20 protein-coding genes and 1 riboswitch are annotated in these 24,056 nt (G+C 60.7%); of the genes, 8 read left to right on the top strand and 12 right to left on the bottom strand.

The features are described 5' to 3' along the window. The first annotated feature begins 48 nt into the window (after positions 1-48). Genes R0J92_RS16665 through R0J92_RS16675 form a run of 3 tightly spaced genes read left to right on the top strand, consistent with a single transcriptional unit; the run spans position 49 to position 5,017 of the window. Positions 49-1,344, top strand: coding sequence for a TolC family protein (locus R0J92_RS16665; protein ID WP_106163188.1), 1,296 nt, complete (start codon positions 49-51; stop codon positions 1,342-1,344). After that, positions 1,341-3,848: an ATP-binding cassette domain-containing protein gene (locus R0J92_RS16670; protein ID WP_411052446.1), complete on the top strand. Its 2,508-nt coding sequence runs from the start codon at positions 1,341-1,343 to the stop codon at positions 3,846-3,848. The genes R0J92_RS16665 and R0J92_RS16670 overlap by 4 nt, the downstream gene beginning before the upstream one ends. Next, entirely contained in the window at positions 3,845-5,017 is a 1,173-nt protein-coding gene (locus R0J92_RS16675; RefSeq protein WP_106163186.1) for an HlyD family type I secretion periplasmic adaptor subunit, read from the top strand. The genes R0J92_RS16670 and R0J92_RS16675 overlap by 4 nt, the downstream gene beginning before the upstream one ends. A 132-nt stretch (positions 5,018-5,149) precedes the next feature. Here the strand turns inward: R0J92_RS16675 and R0J92_RS16680 are convergent, their stop codons facing one another. After that, positions 5,150-5,857 (bottom strand): trypsin-like serine peptidase, encoded by a 708-nt coding sequence (locus tag R0J92_RS16680; RefSeq protein WP_106163185.1) that lies wholly within the window; start codon positions 5,855-5,857, stop codon positions 5,150-5,152. Positions 5,858-6,651: 794 nt separating this feature from the next. Next, positions 6,652-8,283, bottom strand: a complete 1,632-nt coding sequence (locus R0J92_RS16685; protein WP_411052447.1) for an ATP-binding protein — start codon at positions 8,281-8,283, stop codon at positions 6,652-6,654. 448 nt (positions 8,284-8,731) lie between these two features. On the opposite strand from R0J92_RS16685, the gene R0J92_RS16690 reads away from it, so the two are divergent. From R0J92_RS16690 to nrdF, 5 genes are all read left to right on the top strand, one after another. Further along, positions 8,732-9,112, top strand: coding sequence for a GFA family protein (locus R0J92_RS16690; RefSeq protein WP_411052448.1), 381 nt, complete (start codon positions 8,732-8,734; stop codon positions 9,110-9,112). Between the two features lie 81 nt (positions 9,113-9,193). Beyond that, a riboswitch (cobalamin riboswitch) is annotated at positions 9,194-9,388 on the top strand. Positions 9,389-9,487: 99 nt separating this feature from the next. Further along, positions 9,488-9,709 (top strand): glutaredoxin-like protein NrdH, encoded by a 222-nt coding sequence (gene nrdH / locus R0J92_RS16695; protein WP_106163182.1) that lies wholly within the window; start codon positions 9,488-9,490, stop codon positions 9,707-9,709. 15 nt (positions 9,710-9,724) lie between these two features. Beyond that, the gene (nrdI, locus tag R0J92_RS16700) at positions 9,725-10,147 is read left to right on the top strand and encodes a class Ib ribonucleoside-diphosphate reductase assembly flavoprotein NrdI (RefSeq protein ID WP_411052449.1); all 423 of its coding nucleotides are present in this window, start codon (positions 9,725-9,727) and stop codon (positions 10,145-10,147) included. Next, entirely contained in the window at positions 10,129-12,261 is a 2,133-nt protein-coding gene (gene nrdE / locus R0J92_RS16705) for a class 1b ribonucleoside-diphosphate reductase subunit alpha (RefSeq protein ID WP_411052450.1), read from the top strand. Before nrdI ends, nrdE begins: the two co-directional genes overlap by 19 nt. A 107-nt stretch (positions 12,262-12,368) precedes the next feature. Further along, on the top strand, positions 12,369-13,346 hold the full coding sequence (nrdF, locus tag R0J92_RS16710) for a class 1b ribonucleoside-diphosphate reductase subunit beta (protein WP_317385657.1): 978 nt from the start codon (positions 12,369-12,371) through the stop codon (positions 13,344-13,346). A 255-nt stretch (positions 13,347-13,601) separates the two neighbouring features. On the opposite strand, the gene R0J92_RS16715 is transcribed toward nrdF, so the two are convergent. The 10 genes from R0J92_RS16715 to R0J92_RS16760 form a co-directional block, all read right to left on the bottom strand. Then, a complete protein-coding gene (locus tag R0J92_RS16715; RefSeq protein WP_106163178.1) occupies positions 13,602-14,078 on the bottom strand; it encodes a hypothetical protein in 477 nt (158 codons plus the stop codon). A gap of 2 nt (positions 14,079-14,080) precedes the next feature. Beyond that, a complete protein-coding gene (locus R0J92_RS16720) occupies positions 14,081-14,902 on the bottom strand; it encodes a DUF3100 domain-containing protein (RefSeq protein WP_106163177.1) in 822 nt (273 codons plus the stop codon). 98 nt (positions 14,903-15,000) lie between these two features. Continuing rightward, the gene (locus tag R0J92_RS16725; RefSeq protein ID WP_411052451.1) at positions 15,001-16,536 is read right to left on the bottom strand and encodes an aldehyde dehydrogenase family protein; all 1,536 of its coding nucleotides are present in this window, start codon (positions 16,534-16,536) and stop codon (positions 15,001-15,003) included. After that, positions 16,536-17,447, bottom strand: a complete 912-nt coding sequence (locus tag R0J92_RS16730) for an NAD(P)-dependent oxidoreductase (protein WP_411052452.1) — start codon at positions 17,445-17,447, stop codon at positions 16,536-16,538. Before R0J92_RS16730 ends, R0J92_RS16725 begins: the two co-directional genes overlap by 1 nt. Before the next feature lie 119 nt (positions 17,448-17,566). Beyond that, on the bottom strand, positions 17,567-18,475 hold the full coding sequence (locus R0J92_RS16735; protein WP_106163174.1) for a LysR family transcriptional regulator: 909 nt from the start codon (positions 18,473-18,475) through the stop codon (positions 17,567-17,569). Next, positions 18,475-19,614 carry a M20 aminoacylase family protein gene (locus R0J92_RS16740; RefSeq protein WP_411052453.1) on the bottom strand — a complete coding sequence of 380 codons (1,140 nt, stop codon included), beginning with the start codon at positions 19,612-19,614 and terminating at the stop codon, positions 18,475-18,477. The genes R0J92_RS16735 and R0J92_RS16740 overlap by 1 nt, the downstream gene beginning before the upstream one ends. A 9-nt stretch (positions 19,615-19,623) precedes the next feature. Next, complete coding sequence (locus R0J92_RS16745; protein ID WP_411052454.1) at positions 19,624-20,517, bottom strand: VOC family protein; 894 nt, start codon at positions 20,515-20,517, stop codon at positions 19,624-19,626. Continuing rightward, entirely contained in the window at positions 20,514-21,296 is a 783-nt protein-coding gene (locus R0J92_RS16750) for a serine O-acetyltransferase (RefSeq protein ID WP_411052455.1), read from the bottom strand. The genes R0J92_RS16745 and R0J92_RS16750 overlap by 4 nt, the downstream gene beginning before the upstream one ends. A gap of 235 nt (positions 21,297-21,531) precedes the next feature. Then, a complete protein-coding gene (locus R0J92_RS16755) occupies positions 21,532-23,058 on the bottom strand; it encodes a sugar ABC transporter ATP-binding protein (protein ID WP_317385650.1) in 1,527 nt (508 codons plus the stop codon). Further along, positions 23,055-24,056 (bottom strand): ABC transporter permease, encoded by a 1,002-nt coding sequence (locus R0J92_RS16760; RefSeq protein WP_106163168.1) that lies wholly within the window; start codon positions 24,054-24,056, stop codon positions 23,055-23,057. The genes R0J92_RS16755 and R0J92_RS16760 overlap by 4 nt, the downstream gene beginning before the upstream one ends.

Below are 24,056 nucleotides of genomic sequence, written 5' to 3' on the forward strand. Positions count from 1 at the left end.
ATAACCCGTGGATCAACCACGGGACCATCTGAGGCACGAGGGAATTTTATGGCTCTGGCAAGACGCATTTCTGCCGTTGCACTGTTGTGCAGCCTGACGGCGTGTGGGTTGCCAATTCCAGGCCTCACCCCCGCAGATCAGGACACTACGGCGCTGCAAAGCAACTTTGCGCAGGCCGAAGACGCACCACAGTCCGAAGTCATCACAGCGTTGATGCAGCGCCAGTCGCTACTGGAGCCCGGCAGCAGCTATGACACGGTCGCAAGCGCGTCCCTGTCCGCCTCGGCACGCGCGTCGGAATCTGCACTGATCAGCGCCAAGCTGCGGGCAGAGGCCAAATCCAAGAACTGGCTCCCCTCCCTGCGCCCCAGCGTCAGCCTCAATGATCTGGGCGAGATGGTGGCCAGCATGCTGTTGGAACAAGTGCTCTTCGACAATGGACGTCGCAAGGCCGAACGCGCCTTTGCCGCCGCCGATGTGGAGGTTGCCGCCGTCACCCTCTCTGCGGATATGAACGACCGGGTCAAAACCGCGCTGTCGCTCTATGTGTCGGGGCTGCGCGGCGACGAGAAGGCCGCCTATGCCCATCGCGCCATCCGCACCATGCGCGATTTCGAACGGGTGGTTGTTGGGCGCGTGAACGGCGGTGTGTCTGATCGCTCCGACCTCAGTGTGGTTCAATCCAAGATCAGCGGCGTGCAGTCCAGCATGGCCACCGCAAATGATGCGGCCCGCACCGCGCGCGCCGAGCTTGAGGCCATGACAGGCCGCACGTTTGAGGCCTCGCCACAGCGCTTGAACCTCAGCCTGCCCCCCGATGGCAGCAGCTATCTCAGCGTTCTCAAGGCGAAATCCGAAGCCACCCGCACCATCGAGCAAGCCAAGATGGAGCGCGCCGGGCTGCTGCCGCAGGTGTCGGCCTCAGGTCAGGTCGGCAGTGAGGGCAGCGGCGGCGGGTTGCTGCTGAACCTTGCGGAACCGCTTGGTCTGGGGACACCGGCCGCGCTGAAGGCGGTCGAGGCGTCCAAACAGGCGGCCCTGCGCCGCATCGGTGAGGCAGAAGAGGACGCGCGGCGTGACTACAGCCGCGAGATCCAGCGCCTTGCCTCCTATCGCCGGCAGGAACGTGAGGCGCTGTCGCTGTCACGCGCCAGCCGCGAAACCTACAACCTGTTCAAGGCACAGTTCGAGGCCGGGCAACGTCCGGTGATGGACGTCATCCCGATCTACGAAGAACTGGTGAAGCGGGAACAGGCCTATATCGACGCAAAATATGAAGTTGTGATGATCCAGCTCGCGCTCGCCGCGTCACTGGGTCTGTTGGCGGATGGGGACAAGATTTGACGGATCGAGACAGCCATAGCCAGAATGAGCCTGCGCAAAAGCCCGCCAAACGTGGGCTGAAGCTGTCATCGATCTCCGGTGGTCTGACCTCCAAACAACGCAAAGGCAGCGACAAAGGCAAAAAGGCACCGGTGAAGATCTCGATGATCTCGCCGGTCACAGCGCCCGCGCCAGTCGCGGGCCAAGACGACAAAACCGCCAGCCCCTCGCCCCCGGCTGCGCAACCAGACGCCGCTGCCGCACCGGCGCGTTCTGTATTTGATGCGAACCAACCGCTGACCAATCTCCCCTCCGCCCCTGAAACGGACGCACCCGAAGCAAAAGACCAGGATGAGGTCGTCGCAGCAGTTGAACCGACGCCGGTGGCTCCCAGCAGCAGCCAAGACGACGAAGCCGCCCATCACGCCCGCCTGAAGGCACGCGCGCACCTGATGTGCCGCCTTGCCGCACTGCGCGGGTGCACGCTTGCCCCGCAGGATATGATCGAGCATCTGCAGACCAGCGGGCCGGCCTCTCTGCGCCCCGAGGCGATGATGAGCGCGCTGATCACCGCAGGCCTCAAGGCGCGCGTGCAGCAGGTGAAGCGCCCGACGCCGCGCCACTGGCCCGGCATCGCCATCATGCAGGGCGGGCAACCGGTTCTGGTCCTGTCGCAGGGCAAGGCAGGCGTCACGATTTACGATACCTCCTGCCCCGACAATCGCGCCGAAGTGCCGATGCAGGATTTCATGCCCTATTTTACCGGCCAAATCCTGACCACCCGTGCCACGCTCTCGCAGCTGGCCCAGCGGCACACGCCGCAGCTGGATACCTCGCATTGGTTCTGGGGTGAATTTCCGAAGTATCGCCGCCAGATGGGGGAGATCATGCTCGGCTCTCTGGTGGCCAATGTGCTGGCCGTTGCGGTCGCGTTGTTCTCGCTGCAGGTCTATGACCGCGTGGTGCCGCATCAGTCGCAGGCGACACTCTGGGTGCTGGCGATCGGCGCCCTGATGGCGATCACCATGGAAGGTGTGCTGAAGCTCGCCCGCGCCCGCATCACCGATGCTGCTGGGCGTCAGGTCGACATGGCGGTGCAGCACAAGCTGATGCGCCGCGTCATCGGCCTGCGCATGGACCAGAGCCCGCTGCCCCCCTCCGGTCTGTTTGCCGCGATGCGCGATTTTTCCTCGGTGCGGGAGTTCTTTACCTCCTCCACCCTGTCGACGCTGGCGGATGTGCCCTTCATCGCCGTCTTCCTGCTGTTGGTGGCCTCGATCGGCGGCCCGGTGGTCTATGTGATCATCATCGGCGGCGTGCTGATGCTGCTGCCCGGCTACTTCATCCAGAAGAAAATGCTGGCGATGACCCGTCAGGCACAGGGGGCCTCTGCCAAGAGCGGCCGGCTGCTGCAGGAAGTGGTCAGCGAGATGGAAACCATCAAGACCCAGCGCGGCGAGGAACGCATCCTGCGGCTCTGGGACGAGCTGAACCTTCTGTCCTCGCAAGCCTCCAACGGGCAGCGCAAGCTGTCCAGCGCCCTCACCTACTGGAGCCAGGGCGTGCAGCAGGCCACCTATATCTGCGCCGTGATCCTCGGCACCTATATGGTGTTTGCGGGCGAATTCACCGTCGGCACCATCATTGCCACCGGCATTCTGACCAGCCGCACGCTGGCGCCGCTGACGCAATTCGCTGGCACACTGGCGCGCTGGAGCAACGTGCGCGCCGCGCTTGATGCGCTCGACGTGATCGCCACCGCTCCGCAGGAGCGCGAAAAGGGCCGTGCCTATCTGCGCCGTGAAACCATCGAAGGCCGGTTTGAACTGCGCGAGGTCGTGTTTCGCTACGATCCCGATGGCGCGCCAACCGTCGATGTGCCCGCGGTCGCCACCACGCCGGGCCAACGCATTGCAATTTTGGGCGTCAATGGTTCGGGTAAATCGACACTGCTGAAGCTGCTCGCCGGTCTATACACTCCGGAACGGGGCCGCGTGATGATCGATGGCACCGACATGAGCCAGATCGAACCACGCGATCTGCGCCGCCACATCGGGTATCTCGGCCAGGAGGTAAAGCTCTTTGCCGGTACGTTGCGGGACAACCTGAACCTGTCCCTGCTGACACATAGCGATGAACGTGTGATGGAAGCGCTGGAATTCGCGGGCCTCGCCCCCTTCGTGCAGACCCACCCGCGCGGTCTGGACCTGCAAATCGGCGACGGTGGCGCGGGGCTGTCCATCGGCCAACGTCAGGCCGTGGGCTGGGCGCGCTTGCACCTGCAGAACCCTTCGGTTGTCTTGCTGGACGAACCCACAGCGGCGCTTGACCAGACGCTGGAGCGGACGCTGGTGAGCCGGCTGGACGGCTGGCTCGGCAATCGCACCGCGATTATCGCAACCCATCGCATGCCGATCCTGTCCCTGACCAACCGCACCCTGATCCTGCAGGCCGGGCGCATGGTCGTCGACGGGCCGCGAGACGAGGTTCTGGCGCATCTGAACGGCGGGAGCAAAGCGTCATGAGTATCGCAGCCGACATGGATATTCTGGAAGGCACGCATGGGGCCAGCCGCATCATCAAGCTGGTGGCGCTGGTGCTGGTGCTGTTCGTGACCTGGGCCGGGTTTGCATCCGTCGACGAGATCGTGCGCGCAGACGGGCAGATTGTCTCCTCCTCCCGCTCTCAGATCGTGCAGAACCTCGAAGGCGGCATCCTTGCAGAACTCCACGTCCGTCAGGGTGACACCGTTGAGGCCGGTCAGGTGCTGGCAAAGCTTCAGGACACCAAATTCCGCGCGGCCTCGGATGATCTGCAGGACCAGATCGACGCGCTGGAGATCAAGCAATACCGGCTCGAGGCGGAGATCGAGCGCGCCTATTCGTTCGATGTCCCCGAAACATTGGCCGAGCGCTCTCCCTCCATCCTCGCCTCGGAACGTGCATTGCTCAAGGCGCGACAGGGCGATTTCGACAGCCGCCGCAACAGCGCCGAAGAGATCCTGCTGCAGCTGAAGAACGAACTCTCGAACCTACGGTCCCTGCATGAGCAGAAGATCGTCGCCCTGCTTGAAGTCAATGAAGCCAAGAAGAAAGTCAGCGACGCGCAGGCGAAATTCGATGAGATTGGAACGCAGTCAGAGCTGGAGCTTGCGGAAGAATACTCCGACACCCTGCGTCAGCTGACCTCCCTGCGACAAGAACAGCGTCTGGCGCGGGATCAGCTGCAACGAACGGTCATCACATCGCCCATGGCGGGGATCGTCAACAGTCTGGCCGTGACCACGATCGGTGGCGTGGTGCGCCCCGGCGACGAGATTCTGGAAATCATTCCGCTCGGCGAAGAGCTGTTCGTGGAAGCGCGGGTTAAGCCTGAGGACATCGCCAATGTGCAGCGCGGGCAGGATGTGACCATCAAGCTCACGGCCTATGACTACACCATCTATGGTTCACTGCGGGGTAAAGTCGATATCGTCTCGGCGGATACGTTCGAGGATGAACGCGATCCCCGTGCTCCCCCCTACTACCGCGTCACCGTAAAGGTGGATCGCTCCAGTCTCACGGCGCGTCAGCAGCAAATCGAAATTCGTCCGGGGATGCGGGCAACTGCGGAGCTGCAGACCGGCTCCAAGACCATCCTCAGCTACTTGCTCAAACCGCTCTACAAATCACGTGAAGCGTTTCGAGAGCCCTGATCGTCTTAGCTTTGTAACCAACGTGACCTGAAACACGTCAAGCTGCTGGTCCTGTGCGCGCTAGATCCGGACGGAGCAGACAGCCATTCTGGCGTATCGCATCCGGTGGTGGCGTTGGACCCGAGAGCAGGATCAGATCGCGTTTTGCATCATTGTCCGCAACGTGCGGTCAAGAGCGGTGCCGATCGACACCCGGCGGTGCCCCATGGCTGCTTTGGACGAAATGACCGACACGATCTTGGGCGCCTGCCCCGGTCGGATTTCCAGCACCGGCGCGCCGGATGCGCCGAAATCGACCTTGCAGGACATCACCAGGGTTCGGGTGCGACGAGACAGCACTTGGCAGTTCTGCTCTCTGTTGGCCCGTGTGGCGTTCGAGTAGCTGTAGGATAGGACATCGACGTTTGCCCCGCGGTCCGCACGGGCGGACATGGAGAACGGGCGAATGTCATTGCGACTGATCGGGTTGGACAGCCGCAAAACCGCGATATCACTGCCCAGTTGCGCATTTCCACCAGCCCGGAACCGATAACCGGGGTGCACGACCGCCTTGCTGACCGAACGCGCGGCCTTGACCCGAGTGCCATCAAGCCCGGCTTCAAAACGGATGCCGCGCGGGTTCACCCGCCGTCCGGTCTGTGCGTCATAGACGCAATGCGCCGCTGTCAGCACCAAGTTTGACGCAATAAGTGTACCGGTGCACATGTATTTACCGGCTATATTCAGCCGCCCCACGGCTTCCCATCCCGGCAGGCTGCTGGCCCGACGTTCGATTGCCATAGCAGATTCGGACACACCGATAGACAGGCATGCAGCGAGCATCGCAAGCATCAGTCTCATTGTTCCACTCCATTTTCCCACCTCTTCACACTCGTTCAGGCGTGCGGCTGGAATATGGCTGGCCCCTGTTGGCCTTGGACCAAAACGTGGATTGATTGTGTCAGTCTTAACATACCTTAACACCTCAGGTCAGATGGCGTTAAGGATCGCAGAAATGCCAGCGATTACAGGCGAAAAGGTTAACAATTTGGACAAATTGAACCTAACGTACTGCAATTCAAAACAAATTGTAGTGAATTCAGCGCCGATCCCCTCGGATTGTCTCCTGATGTGAGGGTAATATCTTCATAAAATCAGGGCTTGATGGGTGAGAATCTGTCACTTTTGCCACAATCAAAGCAGTTCGCGCCTTTTCGAGAGCTGGCCTATTCGTTAAAATTTGACAGACCATCGCCTGACATGTTGCGCCCCCTCGGCCTTCAGGCGCGCCCCTCGTCACGGGGCATTCTGCCACCTCAGCCACCCGCAGATCTTCTCCGCCCCTGCCCCAGAGGCAGAGCTTGGAGCGCCGAACAGCGCGTTGGCATTTGGTTTTCGATCAGCCTACCGCCCCGCAGGAAAGCGCATTGAGGCCCGTATAGACACCTCAGTCTATATCCTCGCGCGGTCCCGTCCCTGCGGCAATCGCGCGACATCACGGGGCAAGATGTACCCCGAACGTTTGGGGACGATGATCGACGCGGATCCGGCGTCGCTTGCGTCTGTCGCAAGCTTCATGGTGCGAATGACAAACAAGCGAGGCGCGGCGGACGTGGGGATACTCTGCCGCGCTGGCTCCAACCCCTCTTTGACACTCACGACATCAGAGTAGCATCTTGCGCCAAGGCATGAAGGCAGGCGAGCAACTCGTGCTTTCTAAACGGCTTCGACAAGAAGCCATTCATTCCAATCTCGCTACAGGCTTTGACATCGCTTTTCTGAGCGTTTGCCGTCAGAGCGATAATCTTGCTCTTCGTTTGCCCGGTTGCGTCTTCATGCTGTCTGATTTTTTGAACGGTTTCCAAGCCGCCCATGACAGGCATTGAAAGGTCCATCAGTATCAAATCGTATTGGCCAGCGAGATAGGCCTCGAATGCCAAGGCGCCATTTTCCGAAAAATGGAGGTCCGCACCGGAGTCCCTCAACATTTTCTCCACGACCAGTTGATTTGTCTTATTATCCTCAGCCACGAGTATCCTCATTCCGCGCAGCTCTTCCCGCGCCTCTTCTGCCAGGGCAACCGGATCAGCGTTTGTCTTTGCTACAAGCAGAGCGGGTGAGGCCGCTTCCTCTTCCGCGAGAGCCCCGTCGTCACTCAAAGACCCAGGCGTCAAATCAAGCCGAACTGTGAAGGTAGACCCTTCGCCAAACTGCGATTTGACCGTGATATCGCCGCCCATGCGCTCGACAAGTGCTTTGGAAATCGCGAGCCCAAGTCCCGTGCCTTCCGCGCGCGTTTTTGGCGAACCATCCGCCTGCTCAAAGGCAGAGAATATGCTATGAAGTTTGCGCTCTTCAATTCCGCATCCAGTGTCCGCAACCTCAACGCAAAGCGGGCATGTCAGTGCCTGCGGGGTCTCGGAAATCGTGATCGAAACATATCCCTCATCGGTGAACTTGATCGCATTGCCTATCAGGTTCAGCAACACTTGCCGAACTTTGGTGACATCCCCGAAGAATATGGATGACACATCCTCGGGGTAGTTCACCCGAAAGTCCAACCCCTTATATGCCGCCTTGGCCGACAAGAGCACTGCGACGTCTTCAACTAAGTTACGAAGTGAGAACAATTCGGGCTGCAGTTCGATTTTTTCAGATTTTATCTGTGAAAAATCCAAAACATCATTGACGATCTTAAGTAACGCATTTGCAGAATTGAAAATTGTATTCGCAAAGAGCGACTGCTCCTGATCCAGATCTGTTTCTTGCAGCAATTCACAAATTCCCAGGATCCCATTCATTGGAGTTCTGATTTCGTGACTCATATTGGCAAGAAATCTCTCCTTGGCCTTGTTCGCTTGCTCCGCCTTCTCTTTGGCGATCCGCGTTAGTTCCAAAGCAACATCGCGTTCACGTTCAGAGGTGATGTCTTCGACGGACCCCACCAGATGAGTAAGCTTCCCCGCTTCGTCAAAAACCGGGGTCATCGTGTTACGAATATACTGCGTACCCAGAACGGCGGGCAAATTTATCTCATATGTCGTGGCCTTGGCCGTCCGCACCACATTCTGCTGCACTGCAAGGGCACGTGCACCAGTGGAGCCGCCAAATATCTCCAAAGCGGATTTCCCGAACCAGCCGCTTTCGGGAAGCTGTGCGATTTCCCGCGACCGTTTGTTGATCGCTATATATCGGGGGATCTGGTCGTCACCGACTTCCAAAACGATTACCGCCATGCCTATAGCATCCAATATGGCATAGAGTTCGTTCACTTGCAGTCGTTTCACGCGTTTGTCCCTTTGTGCAGGAGAGCACCTACCGCAGTATGCCGGGGGCAACATCTAACCGAGCATATCCTAGTACCGAGTTTCTCTAAACCAAAATTGAACATGGAGGTCTTCCGGAGGTTCAAATGCGCTGAATTGCGCAGCCTTGGGCATGACGACATCCGCCTGCATCCCTGCCAGCGCCCAGACCCTCGCGATGAGGGATGCCGTCGGCAAAGAGACAAGAACGCCGGAGGGGATTGCCTACGGCCCCTGCCAAGGTGCGACGGCGCAGATAGCGTCGGTCTGATGTACTGGCGGCACAATAAATGACATTCTCCGAGCTTTCCCGGACGGAACACCGCCCGGCCCGTCGGCCCGCCGCCAGCGAACCTGTCACCATGAGAGCCTTTCATCGCACCGACGCGACATGCTAAACTTTTGTGGACGCGAGATGTGGAGGCGCAAGATGACGACGGTGACAGGGGGCTGCCTGTGTGGAAGTGTCCAGATCACAGCAGTCGGACCGCCGTTGCGCGTTGGCATGTGCCACTGTCTCGACTGCCGCAAGCATCACGGTGCGGTCTTTTACTGCGCCGCAGTATTTTTGCAGCAAAACGTGACCGTCAGCGGTGATCTGCGCCACTATCAGGAGCGGTACTTCTGCCCTACATGTGGATCCTCCGTTTTTGCCAAAAGCGGCGATGAGATAGAAGTGCATCTGGGCGCCTTGGATAAGCCGGACATGTTTGCGCCAGAGTATGAACTCTGGGTGCAGCGGCGTGAAAGCTGGCTTCCTGCGCTCGACGGCCGCCCGCAACACGATCAAAACCGGCACCAAGAAGACTAGCGCGCAGCTATCCACATGCCTCTGTGGAAAACTTCCCTGAAGAAACCATACACCATATATTGACCATTTGCTGGATCTGCATCAATATCGTGTTGCTTTGGTTCTTGTGAGGCGACTCGCAAGCAATGAGGGAAATCGGTGAAAAACCGACGCTGCCCCCGCAACTGTAAGCGGCAAGTCCACCCTGGGCCACTGATGCGCACTACGCATTGGGAAGGCGGGATTGGGCATTTGAGCCGTGAAGCCAGGAGACCTGCCAAAGCAGACAACGACGACCGCGGCGGAGGGCCCGGACGCGTGACACGGTGCTGTTTCGGCGCCGGGTTCCGTGTCCCCTTTCGTCCAAGCAGACAAAACCTGAGGGACCCTTTGCCGATGAGCATCACCGTCTATTCCAAACCCGCCTGTGTGCAATGCACCGCCACCACCCGCGCACTCGAGGCGAAGGGGATTTCTTTCGACGTGATCGATCTGACCGAAGATGCTGCCGCAATGGAAATGGTACAGGGCCTTGGTTACCGTCAGGCCCCTGTGGTTGTCGCTGGCCAAGAGCACTGGGCCGGGTTTCGCCCCGACCTGATCGGCCGTCTGGCCTGATCCGGCGCTGATCGGATGGCCGGGCTCGTCTTTTTCTCTTCACGATCGGGCAACACGGCCCGATTGGTGGAGCGCCTCGGGCTGGAGGCTCTGCGGCTGCCGCAGGCAGGGCCGCCGCCTGAGCTGGACGCGCCTTTTGTACTGGTGTCTCCGACCTTCGCCGACGGCGAAGGGCGCGGCGCAGTGCCCAAGCCGGTCATTCGGCTTTTGAACAACACACGCAATCGCGCCTTCCTGCGGGGCGTGATCGCGGGAGGCAACCGCAACTTTGGTGCGACCTTTGCCCTTGCCGGTGAGGTCATCGCACGCAAGTGCAGCGTCCCCGTTCTCTACCGCTTTGAACTGGCGGGAACCGAAACAGACATTACCCGCATCCGCGCGGGCCTTGCCCGGTTCTGGGCAGCACAGGAGAGCCAGACATGCTTGACGCAAGCGTAACCGCCGATCTCGACTATCATGCCCTGAACGCGATGCTGAACCTCTATGATGATGAGGGGAAGATCCAGTTTGACGCCGACCGCATGGCGGCACGGCAATATTTCCTGCAGCATGTGAACCAGAACACCGTTTTCTTTCATTCGCTGGAGGAAAAGCTGTCCTATCTGGTCAAGGAAGGCTTCTATGAAGCGGCTGTGCTCGATCAATACGAGCGCAGTTTCCTCCACCAGATCTGGGACGCGGCCTTTGCCAAGAAATTCCGGTTCCCGAGCTTTCTGGGGGCGTTCAAATACTACACCTCCTACACGTTGAAGACCCGTGACGGGCAGCGCTATCTGGAGCGCTACGAAGACCGGGTGGTGATGAACGCGCTGACGCTGGCGCGCGGTGATGCTGCGCTGGCGATGCAGCTGATGGGCGAGATCATCGACGGCCGGTTCCAGCCTGCCACGCCGACCTTTCTGAATGCCGGCAAGACGGCGCGGGGCGAGTTCGTCTCCTGCTTCCTGTTGCGGCTGGAAGACAACATGGAAAGCATCGGGCGCGGCATCAACTCCGCCCTGCAGCTCAGCAAACGCGGCGGTGGCGTGGCCCTGATGCTGACCAACATTCGCGAGCATGGCGCCCCGATCAAGGGGATCGAGAACCAGTCTTCCGGGGTGATCCCGGTGATGAAACTGCTGGAAGACAGTTTCTCCTACGCCAACCAGCTGGGCGCACGTCAGGGCGCAGGCGCGGTCTATCTGAACGCCCACCACCCGGACATCCTGCGCTTCCTCGACACCAAGCGCGAGAACGCCGATGAGAAGATCCGCATCAAGACACTGAGCCTTGGCGTGGTCATTCCCGACATCACCTTCCAGCTCGCCAAGAAGAACGAGGACATGTATCTGTTCTCGCCCCACGACGTGGAAAAGGTGTATGGCAAAGCCTTCTCGGAAATCTCGGTCACCGAGAAATATCACGAGATGGTGGACAACCCGCAGATCCGCAAGAAGAAGATCAACGCCCGCGCCTTCTTCCAGACCATTGCCGAGATCCAGTTCGAATCCGGCTACCCCTACATCATGTTTGAGGACACGGTGAATTCGGCCAACCCGATCGCCGGTCGGATTTCGATGTCCAACCTCTGCTCCGAGATCCTGCAAGTGAACACCGCGTCCGAGTTCACGGATGACCTCTCCTACGCGCAGATGGGCACCGATATTTCCTGCAATCTCGGCTCCATGAACATCGCCCGCGCCATGGATGGCGGCGATCTGGCGGGCACCGTGGGCACCGCGATCCGGGCATTGAATGCGGTGTCGGAAATGTCCGCCATCGATAGTGTTCCCTCGATCCGCAAGGGCAATGACGAAGGCCATGCCATCGGTCTTGGCCAGATGAACCTGCATGGCTACCTCGCCCGCGAGCGCATCCATTACGGCTCGGCTGAGGGTATCGACTTCACCAATATCTACTTCTGCACCGTGTTGTTTCACGCGCTCAGTGCCTCCAACGCGCTGGCGCAAGAAAAAGGCACACGGTTCAAGGGCTTTGAGGACTCGACCTATGCCGATGGCAGCTTCTTTGCCAAATACGTCGACCGGGACTGGCTGCCGGAGACCGACCGCGTGCGCGAACTGTTCGAGGGCGCCGGCATCAATGTGCCGAGCCGCGAGGACTGGTCCGTCCTGTGCGACAAGGTGAAGGAGCACGGGCTCTACAACCGCAACCTGCAGGCGGTGCCGCCCACCGGGTCGATCAGCTATATCAACTATGCCACCTCCTCGATCCACCCGATCACCGCCAAGATCGAGATCCGCAAGGAAGGCAAGATCGGCCGCGTCTACTATCCCGCGCCCTATATGACCAACGAGAACCTTGAGTATTACCGCGATGCCTATGACATCGGCCCCGAGGCGATCATCGACACCTATGCGGCGGCAACGCAGCACGTCGATCAGGGGCTGTCGCTGACCCTGTTCTTCCCCGCGGAAGCCTCGACCCGAGACATCAACCGCGCGCAGATCTATGCGTGGAAGAAAGGGATCAAGACGATCTACTACATCCGTCTGCGCCAGCAGGCGCTGGAAGGCACCGAGGTCGAGGGCTGCGTGTCCTGTTCGCTGTAACCTGAGGTTGGGATTGGGGGCTCTGCCCCCGGCCACATGCGTGGCCTCCCCCGAGGTATTTTCAAAAAGATGAAGGGGCGCGGCCCCTAGCTGCTGAGATCGAGTATATGAAAGACATGACCCAACCCCGTGCCGTGCCCAAGGCGATCAACTGGAACCGTCTGCAGGACGACAAGGATCTGGAGATCTGGAACCGCCTGACAGTGAACTTCTGGCTGCCGGAGAAGGTGCCGCTGTCCAATGACATTCAGTCCTGGTCGCAGCTGACCCCGGATGAGCAGACCCTGACCATCCGGGTTTTCACCGGCCTGACCCTGTTGGACACCATCCAGAACGCGGTTGGCGCGCCAACCCTGATGCAGGATGCAATCACTCCGCATGAGGAATCAGTCCTGAGCAACATCGCTTTCATGGAAGCGGTGCATGCGCGCTCTTACTCCTCTGTGTTTTCCACCCTGTGCCAGACCACAGAAGTCGATGAAGCCTTCCGCTGGTCGGCTGAGAACGAGCACCTGCAGGCCAAGTCGCGGCTGATCCTTGATGAATATGACGCCACCGCCTCGCCGCTGCGCAAGAAGGTCGCCAGCGTGTTCCTGGAGAGTTTCCTGTTCTATTCGGGCTTCTATCTGCCGATGCACTGGTCCAGCCGCGCGCGTCTGACCAATACCGCGGACCTGATCCGCCTGATCATTCGCGACGAAGCGATCCACGGCTATTACATCGGCTACAAGTTCCAGCGCGGGCTGGAGCGGGTGAGCGAGGCAGAGCGCAAGGAAATCAAGGACTTCGCCTTCGCGCTGCTGTTCGATCTTTATGACATTGAAGCGCGCTACACCGAGCAGCTGTATGACGGGTTGGGGCTGACCGAGGACGTGAAGAACTTCCTCCATTACAATGCAAACAAGGCGCTGCAGAACCTCGGATTCGAGGCGTTGTTTCCCGATGAGAGCTGCCGCGTGAACCCCGCGATCATGGCGGCCCTGTCTCCGGGCTCGGACGAGAACCACGACTTCTTCTCCGGCTCGGGCTCCAGCTACGTGATTGGCAAGGCCGAGGCGACCGAGGACGAAGACTGGGATTTCTGAACCAAGAAAGCCGCCACCGGACACCGGATGGCGGCTTTTTTACACTCTGCTCTTTGCCTCTCTGATGGGCCTCAGTTTGCGCTCCCTCAGAGCCTCTCTCCCCGTGCCGGTGTGTGCTGGCTTTGGGACCCTCGGGCGCGGGCCGCAGATGACAGCATCCCCCAAAAGCCGTGAGCGCGTTTTGAAAACGAAAAGCTCCGCCCGATCAGGTCGGACGGAGCTATCTGGCTCAGAGCATTTGCTGTGCGCTGCCTCTTACAGGAACATCTGTGCCACGATGGCGGACCCGACGTAGGTACCGGTCATGACCAGCACTGCAACCACGGCGATCTTCCAGCCCGATGTCTTGGCGATCTCGATCTCGCGCTTGGCGATGGCGATACCGGCGTAGGCGAGACAGGGCGTTGCAAGGGTCAGGAAGTTCACGTGACCGACTTTGTCCAGCACCCAGGCGCTGCCCGGCGTCCAGGGCAAGGTGGCGACGATACCGACGAGCGATATCCACGCCACGGAGGGCAGTTTGAACGGGACAAACTCGGTCAGCAGCAGCCCGACCATGCAGATCACCCAGAGGACGATCAGCCCGAGCAGCCCCTGCGGAACGGTGTTCTCGGTCGCCACCGTGTTGCCGACCAGCGCGACAATGCTGACGACGATCAAAGCTGCCGCATGCGTGCCCAGCCCCAGCTTTGCCTCGGTGGTTGGGTCTTCGAAGGATTGCGTATCGCTCATGATTATTCTCCTGCCGCCGAGGCCGGTGCGTCCTTGCGGCCCAGCCAGTCATAGAGTTTCTCCGTCACCGGAAGCGCCACGAAGACGCACAGATACATGCCTGTTGCATAGGTCAGCACGTTGCTGGCGCCGGCCAGTGCAAGGATCTGATCCTTCATTTCGGGCACCGCGCTCACCAAGGCGCCAGAACATGCGGCCATCATGGACCCGGAGCCGATACCACATGCCATCGCCAGTGCGTCGATCGAGAACATTCCGGTCGTCGCAAGGATCGACGCCAGAATCGCAAAGATGAACGTGCCAAAGAGCGTGCCGATGACATAGACGCCCATGACGCCCGCACCTTCCTGGCTCTTCAGGCCATATTTATCCGCGATGATTGCAATGTTGGGCTCCCGCGCAACGGAGAAACACGCGCCGATGGACTCGCGCCCCATGCCCAGCACAAGCACCGCAACAGGAAAGGCCAGCACCACGGTCGCCAGATTGCCAAGCTCTTGCAGGATCAGCGCCGGGCCTGCGTCGATGATGGTCGACATCGATGGGCCGATGATTGTGCCAAACTTTGCGATAAAGGGCATGATCGCGATGACGATCATCGGTGAAGCGGCACTCACGTCCCGGTCCTTGATCCACACTTTGGCGCTGCGCACAACATTGGGGTTGATCAACAGGCCCAGAACAAACGCATAAAGCAGCGGCAACAACAAGATCGCACCGATCCCGATCGGCACCTTGATAACCCCGATCGCCTCGGCGATCACGGTGATGACCACGGCGCTCAGATGCAGCCGCCAGTCAAACAGGATGTCCTTGATATGCATGGATTTTACCTTCCGTTGGTTCCATTTGCGCCCTTCTGACGAGGGCGATTGGGATTTGCAATGGGACCAATGTGCTCACCGCCCCCATTCCGTAGATCTCAGCCCGGTGCGTAGCCGAACCCCTGCACGGGATTTTCGGCCGTTTCGACCCAAACCGATTTGGTCTGCGTGTAGGCTGCCAAGGCCTCGCGCCCCGACGACCGGCCGTAGCCGGAGCGGCCAAAACCACCAAACGGCGACATGACGTTGATCGTCTTGTAGCTGTTGATCCAGAATGTTCCGGCCCGGACCTCTGCCGCCACCCGATGTGCGCGTCCGACATCACGGGTCCAGACGGCCCCGGCAAGCCCGTAGGGCGTGGCATTGGCAAGGGTGATCGCCTCTTCCTCGTCGTCGAAGGGCAGCACGGAAACCACGGGTCCGAACACCTCTTCGCTGGCGATGGTCATCGACGGGGTGACGGCATCCAGCACGGTTGGGGCGTAAAAATATCCACCGCTCTGCGCCAGCGCTTCGGGTTTGGCACCGCCGCTGGCGATCTGCGCGCCCTGCGCCACCGCCTCCTGCACCATGCTGTCGACCTTTGACCATTGGCGCAGATTGTTGACGGGGCCAACCTGGGTGAGCGGGTCCATCGGAACGCCCACCGGAATGCGCGTAGCAGCCGTGGCCAGCTTGTCGACCACTTCGGCCTGTACCGAGCGATGCACCAGAAGGCGCGATCCCGCAACGCAGCTTTGTCCGCATGACGCAAAGATCGCGGCCTGCGCGCCGACCACCGCACGGTCGATGTCAGCATCGCCAAAGACGATGTTTGCGGATTTCCCGCCCAGTTCCAACACCGACGGAATGAGCCGTCTGGCTGCCGCTCCGGCGATCTGGCTGCCAGCCTCTGCCGAACCCACAAACACCACCAATGCGGTTTCCGGGTTGTCGATCATCGCCTGCCCGGACCCTGGCCCGTTGCCTGCGATCACGTTCACCAGCCCCTTTGGCACACCGGCCTTTTCACACAGGATTCCAACGACGATCGAGGTCAGCGGTGTCAGCTCCGAGGGTTTGATCACCACGCCATTGCCAGCACAGATCGCGGGCGCAACCTGCCAGCAGCATGTGAACAGCGGCGCGTTCCAGGGGGTGATCTGGGCAACCACACCAAGCGGTTCCTGACGCGTGTAGTTCAAATGGGTCGAGGGCACCGGGATCACGTCGCCCGTGATCTTGTCACACCAGCCCGCATAATATTCGAACATCTCCGCCATACGTGCCGGTTCGCCGCCGGTGTCACGGATCGGGCGCCCGGATGAGAGCGCCTCCAGCTCCGACAACAAAACCGCATGGGCGCGGATCTGGCGTCCAATCTCGAACAGGATCCGGCCACGTTCCGAAGCGGTCTTTGCGTACCACTCCTTCTGCGCCGCCTTCGCCGCGGTGGCAGCCCGACCCACGACCTCGGCCCCGGCATCACGGTAACGTGCAAAAACCTGCCCGGTTGCGGGATCTGTCAGCTCCAGGTCAGCGCCGGTGCCTGGCACCAGTTCGCCACCCACATAGGATTGCACATCCGCAGAGCCCGTCAGTTCGGTCAGCAGTTGCGCGACACGGCGCGCGGTATCAACAACAGCGTCGGTCATCAGTCTTTCTCCTTCCGGCTCAGACGATCCACTTTTGGGTCGCCCATCAGCATGAAATCATCCGCATCACTCAGATCGGAATTCTCTTGTGCCCATAGGGCTGCGGCGAGATCCGCGATTGGGGTAGCAACGCCGGCCTCGGCGGCCAGTTCGCGTGCCAAGCGCAGATCCTTGCGCATCAACCCCGTCGAAAACCCGCTGTCGAAACTCCTGGGCAGCACCCATGTCGGGACATGAATTTCCGAGATGGCACTGCGTCCAGTGGCTGAATTGATCACCTTGAGCATCTCTTCCGCGTCCACTCCGGCGGCTTCGCCCAGACGCAGTGCTTCCAAGGTGGTCACCATGTGATTGGCGACCAGCATGTTGTTCACAAGCTTGGCGACATTGCCCGCCCCGCTCGGCCCCACATGGATGATCTTCGCGGCCATCGCCTCCAAGGCGGGCATCGCCACGGCGACCCATTGCGCGTCCCCCCCCAGCATCACCGAGAGCTGGCCAGAGGCCGCACCAGCAGGACCGCCGCTGACCGGTGCATCAAGGAAACCATGCCCTTTGGCCGCAAGCCGTGCAGATAGCTCCCGGCTGACCGCAGCCTCGGATGTGGACGTATCAATAAGAACCTTTGGCGCAGCGCCTTTGCTCAGCAAGGCCGTCTCTTCCGCCGCGGCAACAACCGTCTCGACATGCTGAGCCGTCGGCAGCGACAGCACGATCACATCGGCTGCAAAGAACACTGCATCGGTGCAGGGAACCGCTGTGATACCGGCGTCCTCGGCCCGCTTGCACGCCGCCTCGGCCGGATCATAGCCAACCACATCGTAGCCTGCCTCCACCAGGCTAGAGGCCATACCAAAGCCCATCGCCCCCAGTCCGATCACGCCTGCCGTCTTGCTGCTCTTCGCTGCCATCTTGTGCTCTATCCCGTCGAATGACGCCCAATTCGGGGCTGTTCGACCGAACAAAGCCCAAGCACGGCGATCACAGGAAGTAGTCCATTCGGGCACGATGCGTTGCTGTCAGGGCAACACTAGTCGCGGAATGCCAACATATGCTCGGACAGGAAACTGGCGACCAGAGCGACAGACTTCGGCAGGCGGCGCCGGGCGCGCACCATGAGATGTGTGCTGACCTGCTGCAAAGATGTCTCTTCGATGTCGAGGATCGCCAGATCTCCGCGCTCCGCCTGATTGGTTGCAGAAAAGCGCGGCAGGAAACTCACCCCGACCCCGGCACAGACATAGCGCAACAGGAGCGAGATTGACGCGGTCTCAACCTGCACGCGCAACGCAAGGCCACGGTCGGCGGCAGCCTGCCCCACCAGATGCCGGATCGCATAGCCTGCATTCAGCATCGCCACCGGCTGCTCCAGCATCTCGGCGAGGGTCACACTGCTGCGCCCGGCAAGCGGCGAGTGGCTGGGCACAAGTCCACAGAGCGATTGCCGGGAATGGGCAAGTGACCTCGTCGCCTCGGTCATCAGCGGGTTATAGGCGATGCCGATATCGCACTGCCCCTCGATCACCCGGCGCTGCAACTCATCCGTTCCGGCGTGGTCGATGATAAAGCGCAAATGCGGATGGTCTCGCGTCAATGCGAGCAATCCGTTCTCCATCAGATCCGACGCGAACCCCTCACCGGTGGCAATCCGCACGATCTGGCTACGCCCGTCCTGGTAGTGGCCGATCTGATCCAGAAGGTAGGTTTGTTCATCCCGCACATGCTGCGCATGCTCTCGCATCAACTCCCCGGCTTCGGTGAGTTTCACCCCCTTGGAGCTGCGCTCGAACAGGGGCACACCCAACCGCGCTTCGGCTTCTGCGATCTTGCGCGAGATGGCGGAGGGGACGACATTGAGCCGCTCCGCCGCGCGCCGGATCGAACCTTCATGCGCGACCACGAGAAACTCGCGCAGGAACTTCGTCTCAAACGCATCCATCACGCGGCCAGGCAGTGACGGGCCAATCGCACCCAGTATTCGGCTCCGACCGGTAGCACGGCATCGTTGAAATCAAACTTTGCCGAATGCAGGCCCGGGTTCTCGCCGTCGCGCGCGGCCCCCAGCCAGAGATATGCGCCGGGCACCTCGTTCAGCATGAAGGCGAAATCCTCAGACGCCATGCTGGGGGCGGCCAATGTGGTATCAAGCCCCATCCCAGTCGCGACCTCGCGCGCGGTGGCGGCCTCGGGCGCGGCGTTTATCGTCGCGGGATAGCGCCGTTGGTAATCCACCTGCGCCGTACATCCCTGTGCTTCGGCGCTCGCCCTGGCGATACATTGCAGACGCTCTTCGATCATGTCGCCGGCTGCTGCGTCAAACCAACGCGCGGTGCCGCGCAGGACAGCCCGATCCGGACATACGTTCCAGGCCGAACCGGAGTGGATCTGCGTCACCGACACCACCCCCGGTTCCAGCGGCGACAGCGCACGGGCCGGGATTTCCTGCAATGCACCCGCCATGGCCGCCGCAGCCGCGATCACCCCGTCAGACTGCTCAGGCATGGCGCCATGCCCGCCGCGCCCCGAAATTTCGATCTCAAAGACCGCAAAGGCCGCCATCATCTTGTCATCACGTGCGACCATCCGCCCCGGCGCAAGGCCCGGCCAGTTGTGGATGCCGAACACCCGATCCACCGGAAACTCGCGAAACAAGCCCTGTTCGACCATCACCCGCGCGCCGCCGTCATTCTCTTCGGCGGGCTGGAAAATCAGCGTAACCGTCCCCGTGGTGACGCCCTCCTGCGCGATCTGGCGCGCCGCAAGCAGCAGCATTGCGGTGTGCCCATCATGTCCGCAGGCGTGCATCTTGCCCGGCGTGGCTGAGGCATAAGGCAGCCCTGTTGCCTCGTCCATCGGCAGCGCGTCGATGTCGGCCCGCAGGCCAATGACAGGGGCGCCCTGCCCCAATTGCGCCACGACGCCAGTGCCCGCGAGGCCACGATGCACCCGCCAACCCCACTCCGTCAGCAGCCCGGCAATCATGTCGGAGGTGCGATGTTCCTCAAATCCAAGTTCGGGATGGCGATGCAGGTCGTGACGCCAGGCAATGGCATCGTCGATATGGCTGTTGTCGAACATAAGTGTCTCTCAGGTCTTGGGTGTTTCACAAAAGCTCAGCAAGATGCCGCCCAACCGCGCAGGTTCGGTCAGCACCACTGTCTCAGCGATGTCTCGGTAGGCAAAACCGCCCGCCGCAAGGAACGGGCGCAGATTTGCAAGCGCGGTGCATTTGATATCGAGCGAGATCACCGAAGGCGTCCCATCCGGCGCCAGATCATCAGGCAAGGGCCCGAATACAGCGGTCGCCGACGCACGACTGACCACGCGCCAGTTGCCATTGCCGGTGGTCACTTCAAATCCCCAATCGGTGTCGCGCATCGCAGTGGCGCCATGCAGGGTCGACAGCCAATCGCGCACAGCGGGCTGATCCGCAGGTTCGGCGAGGATGGTGGCAGACGCAAAGCCATACGCGCTGTTGGGGTGGTTCATCCACTCGGGAAACTCGATCAGATCCCGGCGATGCTGCTGGCAGGCAAACATGCTCAACCGGGGCAGCCCCTCGCGGGTAAAGATCTTGAGCGTGGTCTTCGTTCGATCCGCCGTCCCGTCCTCGCGCCGCACATCCCGGCCGAACTCGACCGTGCCCTCGCAGGTTCCGCCGCGCCCGACCACAGCGGCCTCATCCGCAGCAGCATCTGTTGAATGCAACGCGGAGAGGGGCACGCCTTCGCGATCTGAGAGCCACTGCTGAATATGACGGCCAAAACAGAACGTGCCCGCCGGATAGCTGTCCAACAGGGCTTCATCCTGCACCCCGACCAGCTCCAATAGCTGATTGCGAAAGATCACCAATGCGGTGGACGTGCCCCAGGGGTGCTGGCCCGGTGGCTTCATCAGGAACCCAAGCGACCGATAGGTCTCGCGCGCCTGAACAATGTCGTGCACGCACACCAGCGGGTGATCTATTCCAAGTCCAGTCATCGCATCCCCCGCTTTATATCCTTGAGCGCCGCAAACCCGCCAAACCGCCCCGCGCCACGGTCTGTGCCGCGCGGCCCGGTCACCAGATGGCCGGCGGGGACATTACGCGTCACGATAGCGCCCGCTGCAACCGTTGCACCCGCTCCGACCTCCACCGGGCCAAGCACAAGCGCCCCTGCCCCTACAACCGCGCCACGACGCAGAATAGGGTGTCGAGCCTCGCCCATATCGACAAAATTCGATCCCAGCGTCACCCCATGCCACAGGCAAACATCGTCTTCGATGACAGCTGTCTGACCGATGACGATACCCAGCCCGTGATCGAGCCAGACGCCCCGCCCGATCTGTGCCTGGGGCCAGATCTCGACACTCAGCGCGCGCGAAAACTGGCCTTTCACTGCCAGGGCGAGCGTCTCTCGCCCCGCCAGCCAAAGCGCGCGCGTCAGGCGGTAGGACATCAACGCGTGAAACCCATGGGCAAAATGCAGAACCTGAGCCGCCCCGCCGGGTGCCTCGTCCCGCGCGGTGGTTGCAAGCAGATCATCCAGAATAAGGTCGAGCACCTGCGGTTGATCGTGCAGGACCTCAATCGCAGTGGCGCACAGTTGATCCCGTGGCGCCCCCTCGGGCAGGCATGCAGCGAGCACCGCCGCAATCAGCTCCGGCAGGGTCTCGATGCGCTCCGGGTCGTACCCGAAGAGCTGCACCAAAGCGGGCTCATTCGCGAACAAGGTCCGCGTGGCAGGCAACAGGGGATCCTGAAGGGGATGTGAGGGCATGACGATCTCGGCTGTTGGTCAGAGCAACTGTGCACTGAGATCGGTGATGCAGACAAGACGACTTTCGCGACACTTGTGTTGCCAGATCGAGAACACCAATGCGCCGCATTGGAACACAAGCCATGCGGCCAGCCTTAGATCGCATCGTTGCCAGCGCCGACCTGGGCGCGGCCCGTGATGGCCAGAGGGACGCGAGGGCATCCGTCCAGCCTTGCCTGATGAGATCCCGTAGCGCTCAACTCGCCTGCGGTTGCGGCTCCGCAGCGTGCGAAATCCCCGAGATCGCCTGGATCAGGCTGTCTTCGGTGACCTCATCTGCCCCAAAGGTGCGGGTGATCCGCCCGCCATACATGGCGATGATCCGGTCGGAAACATGCAACACCTCGGGCATTTCCGAGCTGATCACGATCACCGCATAGCCTTGTGCTGCCAGCTCTCGGATCAGATTGTGAATCTCGGATTTGGACCCAACATCGATCCCGCGCGTCGGCTCATCCACGATCAGCACCTTCGGACGCATCGACAGCCACTTTCCAATCACGATCTTCTGCTGGTTGCCGCCTGACAGGTTGCCGACAATCTGGCGCCATCCGGGTGTGCGGATATCAAGCTTGTCGCGGTATTGATCAAAGATCGCGATCTCTGCCCCTTCGGCAACAAAAGGGCCGGCCTTAAGGTCGTCCACCTGCGGCAATGTCATGTTGTCGCGGCAGTTCATGCCCAGCACCAGCCCCTGTTCCTTGCGATCCTCGGGCACCAGAGATATCCCTTTGGAAATTGCATCGGCAGGCGATTGGATCCGTGTTTCCTGACCGTCGAGCAATATGTGACCGCCAGATGGATCCCGCAGACCGAATAGCGTTTCGGCGATCTCCGTGCGGCCAGCCCCGATCAGACCGTAGAACCCCACCACCTCGCCATAGCGCACAGTGAAACTGGCATCATTGAACAACTTGCCGCAGCTGAGGTCCCGCACCTCTAATGCCACGTCGCCCAATTCATGATCGCTGGCGGCTCTCGACAGGTCCAGCTTGCGCCCGATCATCAGCTGGGTGACGTCCTCTTCGGTGGTTTCAGCCGTCTTGAGGGTTCCGCGAAACTGGCCATCCCGCAGCACGCTGATGCGATCCGTAATCTTGAAGATCTCCTCCATCCGGTGAGAGATATAGATGATCCCAACCCCCTGCGCCTGCAGGCTGGCGATCACGTCGAAGAGCACCACTTTCTCCGCATCGGTGAGAGAGGCGGTGGGCTCGTCGAAAATCACCGCCTTGGCATCTACAGTCAGCGCGCGAGCGATCTCCACCATCTGCTGGTTGGCAATCGACAGGTCGCCGACACGCGTGCGCGCATCAAAGCCGACCTTCAGGCGCTCAAGGATGGCGTCCGTCTGCGCGTAGAGCGTGGCCCAGTCCACCAACCCCAGACGCTTGCGTGGCAGCTCTCCCAGATAGATATTCTCGGCCACTGACAGCTCGCCAGCGAGGCTCAGCTCCTGGTGGATAAACACAATCCCCTTTGCCTTGGCTTCGAGGGGCAGCGCCATGACCACTGGCTGTTCGCCGACGATAATCTGTCCGGCATCTGGTTGGTGAATGCCGCCGAGCACCTTCATCAGGGTGGATTTTCCAGCGCCATTTTCCCCCATCAGGGCGTGCACCTCTCCGGGCATCACGCTGAAGGACACATTGTCGAGGGCACGCACGCCCGGAAATGTCTTTACGATCCCTTCCAGGCGCAGCGCAGGAGTTTGCTCGCTCATAGTCTCAATTCCTCTTTGCCCTTGATGTTCAACTGACGGTCCAGAAACAGGACAGCCACAAGGATCAAACCGATCACCAGGTTCACGGTCGACGTGTCAGCACCGATATGGGCCAGCCCCTTGCGCAGCAGCTGGATCGCCAACACCCCACCGAAAGTGGACAGGATCGACCCCGCGCCGCCGGTCAGCTTGGTGCCGCCAAGCACCACCGCAGTGATCACCCAGAGCTCATACAACTCACCATCGTTGGGGTTTACAGAGCCGCTTTCGGAATAGAAGACGACTGCCGACAGGGCGGCAAGAAACCCGATGATCACGAAGTTTATCATCATATGCGGCCCAACCCTGATCCCGGCATTGACGGCTGCCTCACGGTTGTTGCCGATCGCATAGGCGTTGCGGCCATGCACGGTTCGGTTCATCAGGAACCAGATCGCTGCGGTCGCCGCCAACAGGAACCAGGTCGGGGTGTGCAGTCCCAGGAACTGCGCTTCGGCAAAATCCACAAGCGTCCAGTTCAGATGCGAGGTTGGCTGCTCGCCATTGTACATGAACACCAGACCGCGATAGCCCAGCATCGACCCAAGCGTCACGATGAAGGCATCCACGCCGGTTTTCCACACGATAAGACCATTGAGCGCCCCCAGCATGGCCCCGGTCAGAAGCGCCAGCGCCCAGGACAGCGGGATCACCCAGTCGCCCAGCCCGGCAAACATCGGCCATGTCATACTGTCCAACAGGACAATCGCGCTGATGGCATAGATCGCCCCAACCGAAAGGTCGATATTGCCGTTGATCATGATGATCGTCATGCCCATGGCGATAATGCCGATGGGGGCGGATTGCTTGAACAACAACAACATGTTGTCCAGATCCATGAAGGCCTTGTCGCTGAGCGACAGGAACTCCCCGGCGATGGTGAAGAAGACCAGCTCGAACAGGATGAACCCCCAGATCGCGCCACGCTTCAGGAAAGTACTGAGTGTGCCAGGTGCCAT

This window comes from Tritonibacter sp. SIMBA_163, assembly GCF_046535935.1.
Taxonomy (GTDB): domain Bacteria; phylum Pseudomonadota; class Alphaproteobacteria; order Rhodobacterales; family Rhodobacteraceae; genus Epibacterium; species Epibacterium scottomollicae.

Coding starts and splice junctions, on each gene's coding strand:
- R0J92_RS16665 (WP_106163188.1), top strand. CDS start 49: ATGGCTCTGGCAAGACGCATTTCTGCCGTTGCACTGTTGTGCAGCCTG.
- R0J92_RS16675 (WP_106163186.1), top strand. CDS start 3,845: ATGAGTATCGCAGCCGACATGGATATTCTGGAAGGCACGCATGGGGCC.
- R0J92_RS16680 (WP_106163185.1), bottom strand. CDS start 5,857: ATGAGACTGATGCTTGCGATGCTCGCTGCATGCCTGTCTATCGGTGTG.
- R0J92_RS16690 (WP_411052448.1), top strand. CDS start 8,732: ATGACGACGGTGACAGGGGGCTGCCTGTGTGGAAGTGTCCAGATCACA.
- nrdH (WP_106163182.1), top strand. CDS start 9,488: ATGAGCATCACCGTCTATTCCAAACCCGCCTGTGTGCAATGCACCGCC.
- nrdI (WP_411052449.1), top strand. CDS start 9,725: ATGGCCGGGCTCGTCTTTTTCTCTTCACGATCGGGCAACACGGCCCGA.
- nrdE (WP_411052450.1), top strand. CDS start 10,129: ATGCTTGACGCAAGCGTAACCGCCGATCTCGACTATCATGCCCTGAAC.
- nrdF (WP_317385657.1), top strand. CDS start 12,369: ATGAAAGACATGACCCAACCCCGTGCCGTGCCCAAGGCGATCAACTGG.
- R0J92_RS16715 (WP_106163178.1), bottom strand. CDS start 14,078: ATGAGCGATACGCAATCCTTCGAAGACCCAACCACCGAGGCAAAGCTG.
- R0J92_RS16720 (WP_106163177.1), bottom strand. CDS start 14,902: ATGCATATCAAGGACATCCTGTTTGACTGGCGGCTGCATCTGAGCGCC.
- R0J92_RS16725 (WP_411052451.1), bottom strand. CDS start 16,536: ATGACCGACGCTGTTGTTGATACCGCGCGCCGTGTCGCGCAACTGCTG.
- R0J92_RS16730 (WP_411052452.1), bottom strand. CDS start 17,447: ATGGCAGCGAAGAGCAGCAAGACGGCAGGCGTGATCGGACTGGGGGCG.
- R0J92_RS16735 (WP_106163174.1), bottom strand. CDS start 18,475: ATGGATGCGTTTGAGACGAAGTTCCTGCGCGAGTTTCTCGTGGTCGCG.
- R0J92_RS16740 (WP_411052453.1), bottom strand. CDS start 19,614: ATGTTCGACAACAGCCATATCGACGATGCCATTGCCTGGCGTCACGAC.
- R0J92_RS16745 (WP_411052454.1), bottom strand. CDS start 20,517: ATGACTGGACTTGGAATAGATCACCCGCTGGTGTGCGTGCACGACATT.
- R0J92_RS16750 (WP_411052455.1), bottom strand. CDS start 21,296: ATGCCCTCACATCCCCTTCAGGATCCCCTGTTGCCTGCCACGCGGACC.
- R0J92_RS16755 (WP_317385650.1), bottom strand. CDS start 23,058: ATGAGCGAGCAAACTCCTGCGCTGCGCCTGGAAGGGATCGTAAAGACA.
- R0J92_RS16760 (WP_106163168.1), bottom strand. CDS start 24,056: ATGGCACCTGGCACACTCAGTACTTTCCTGAAGCGTGGCGCGATCTGG.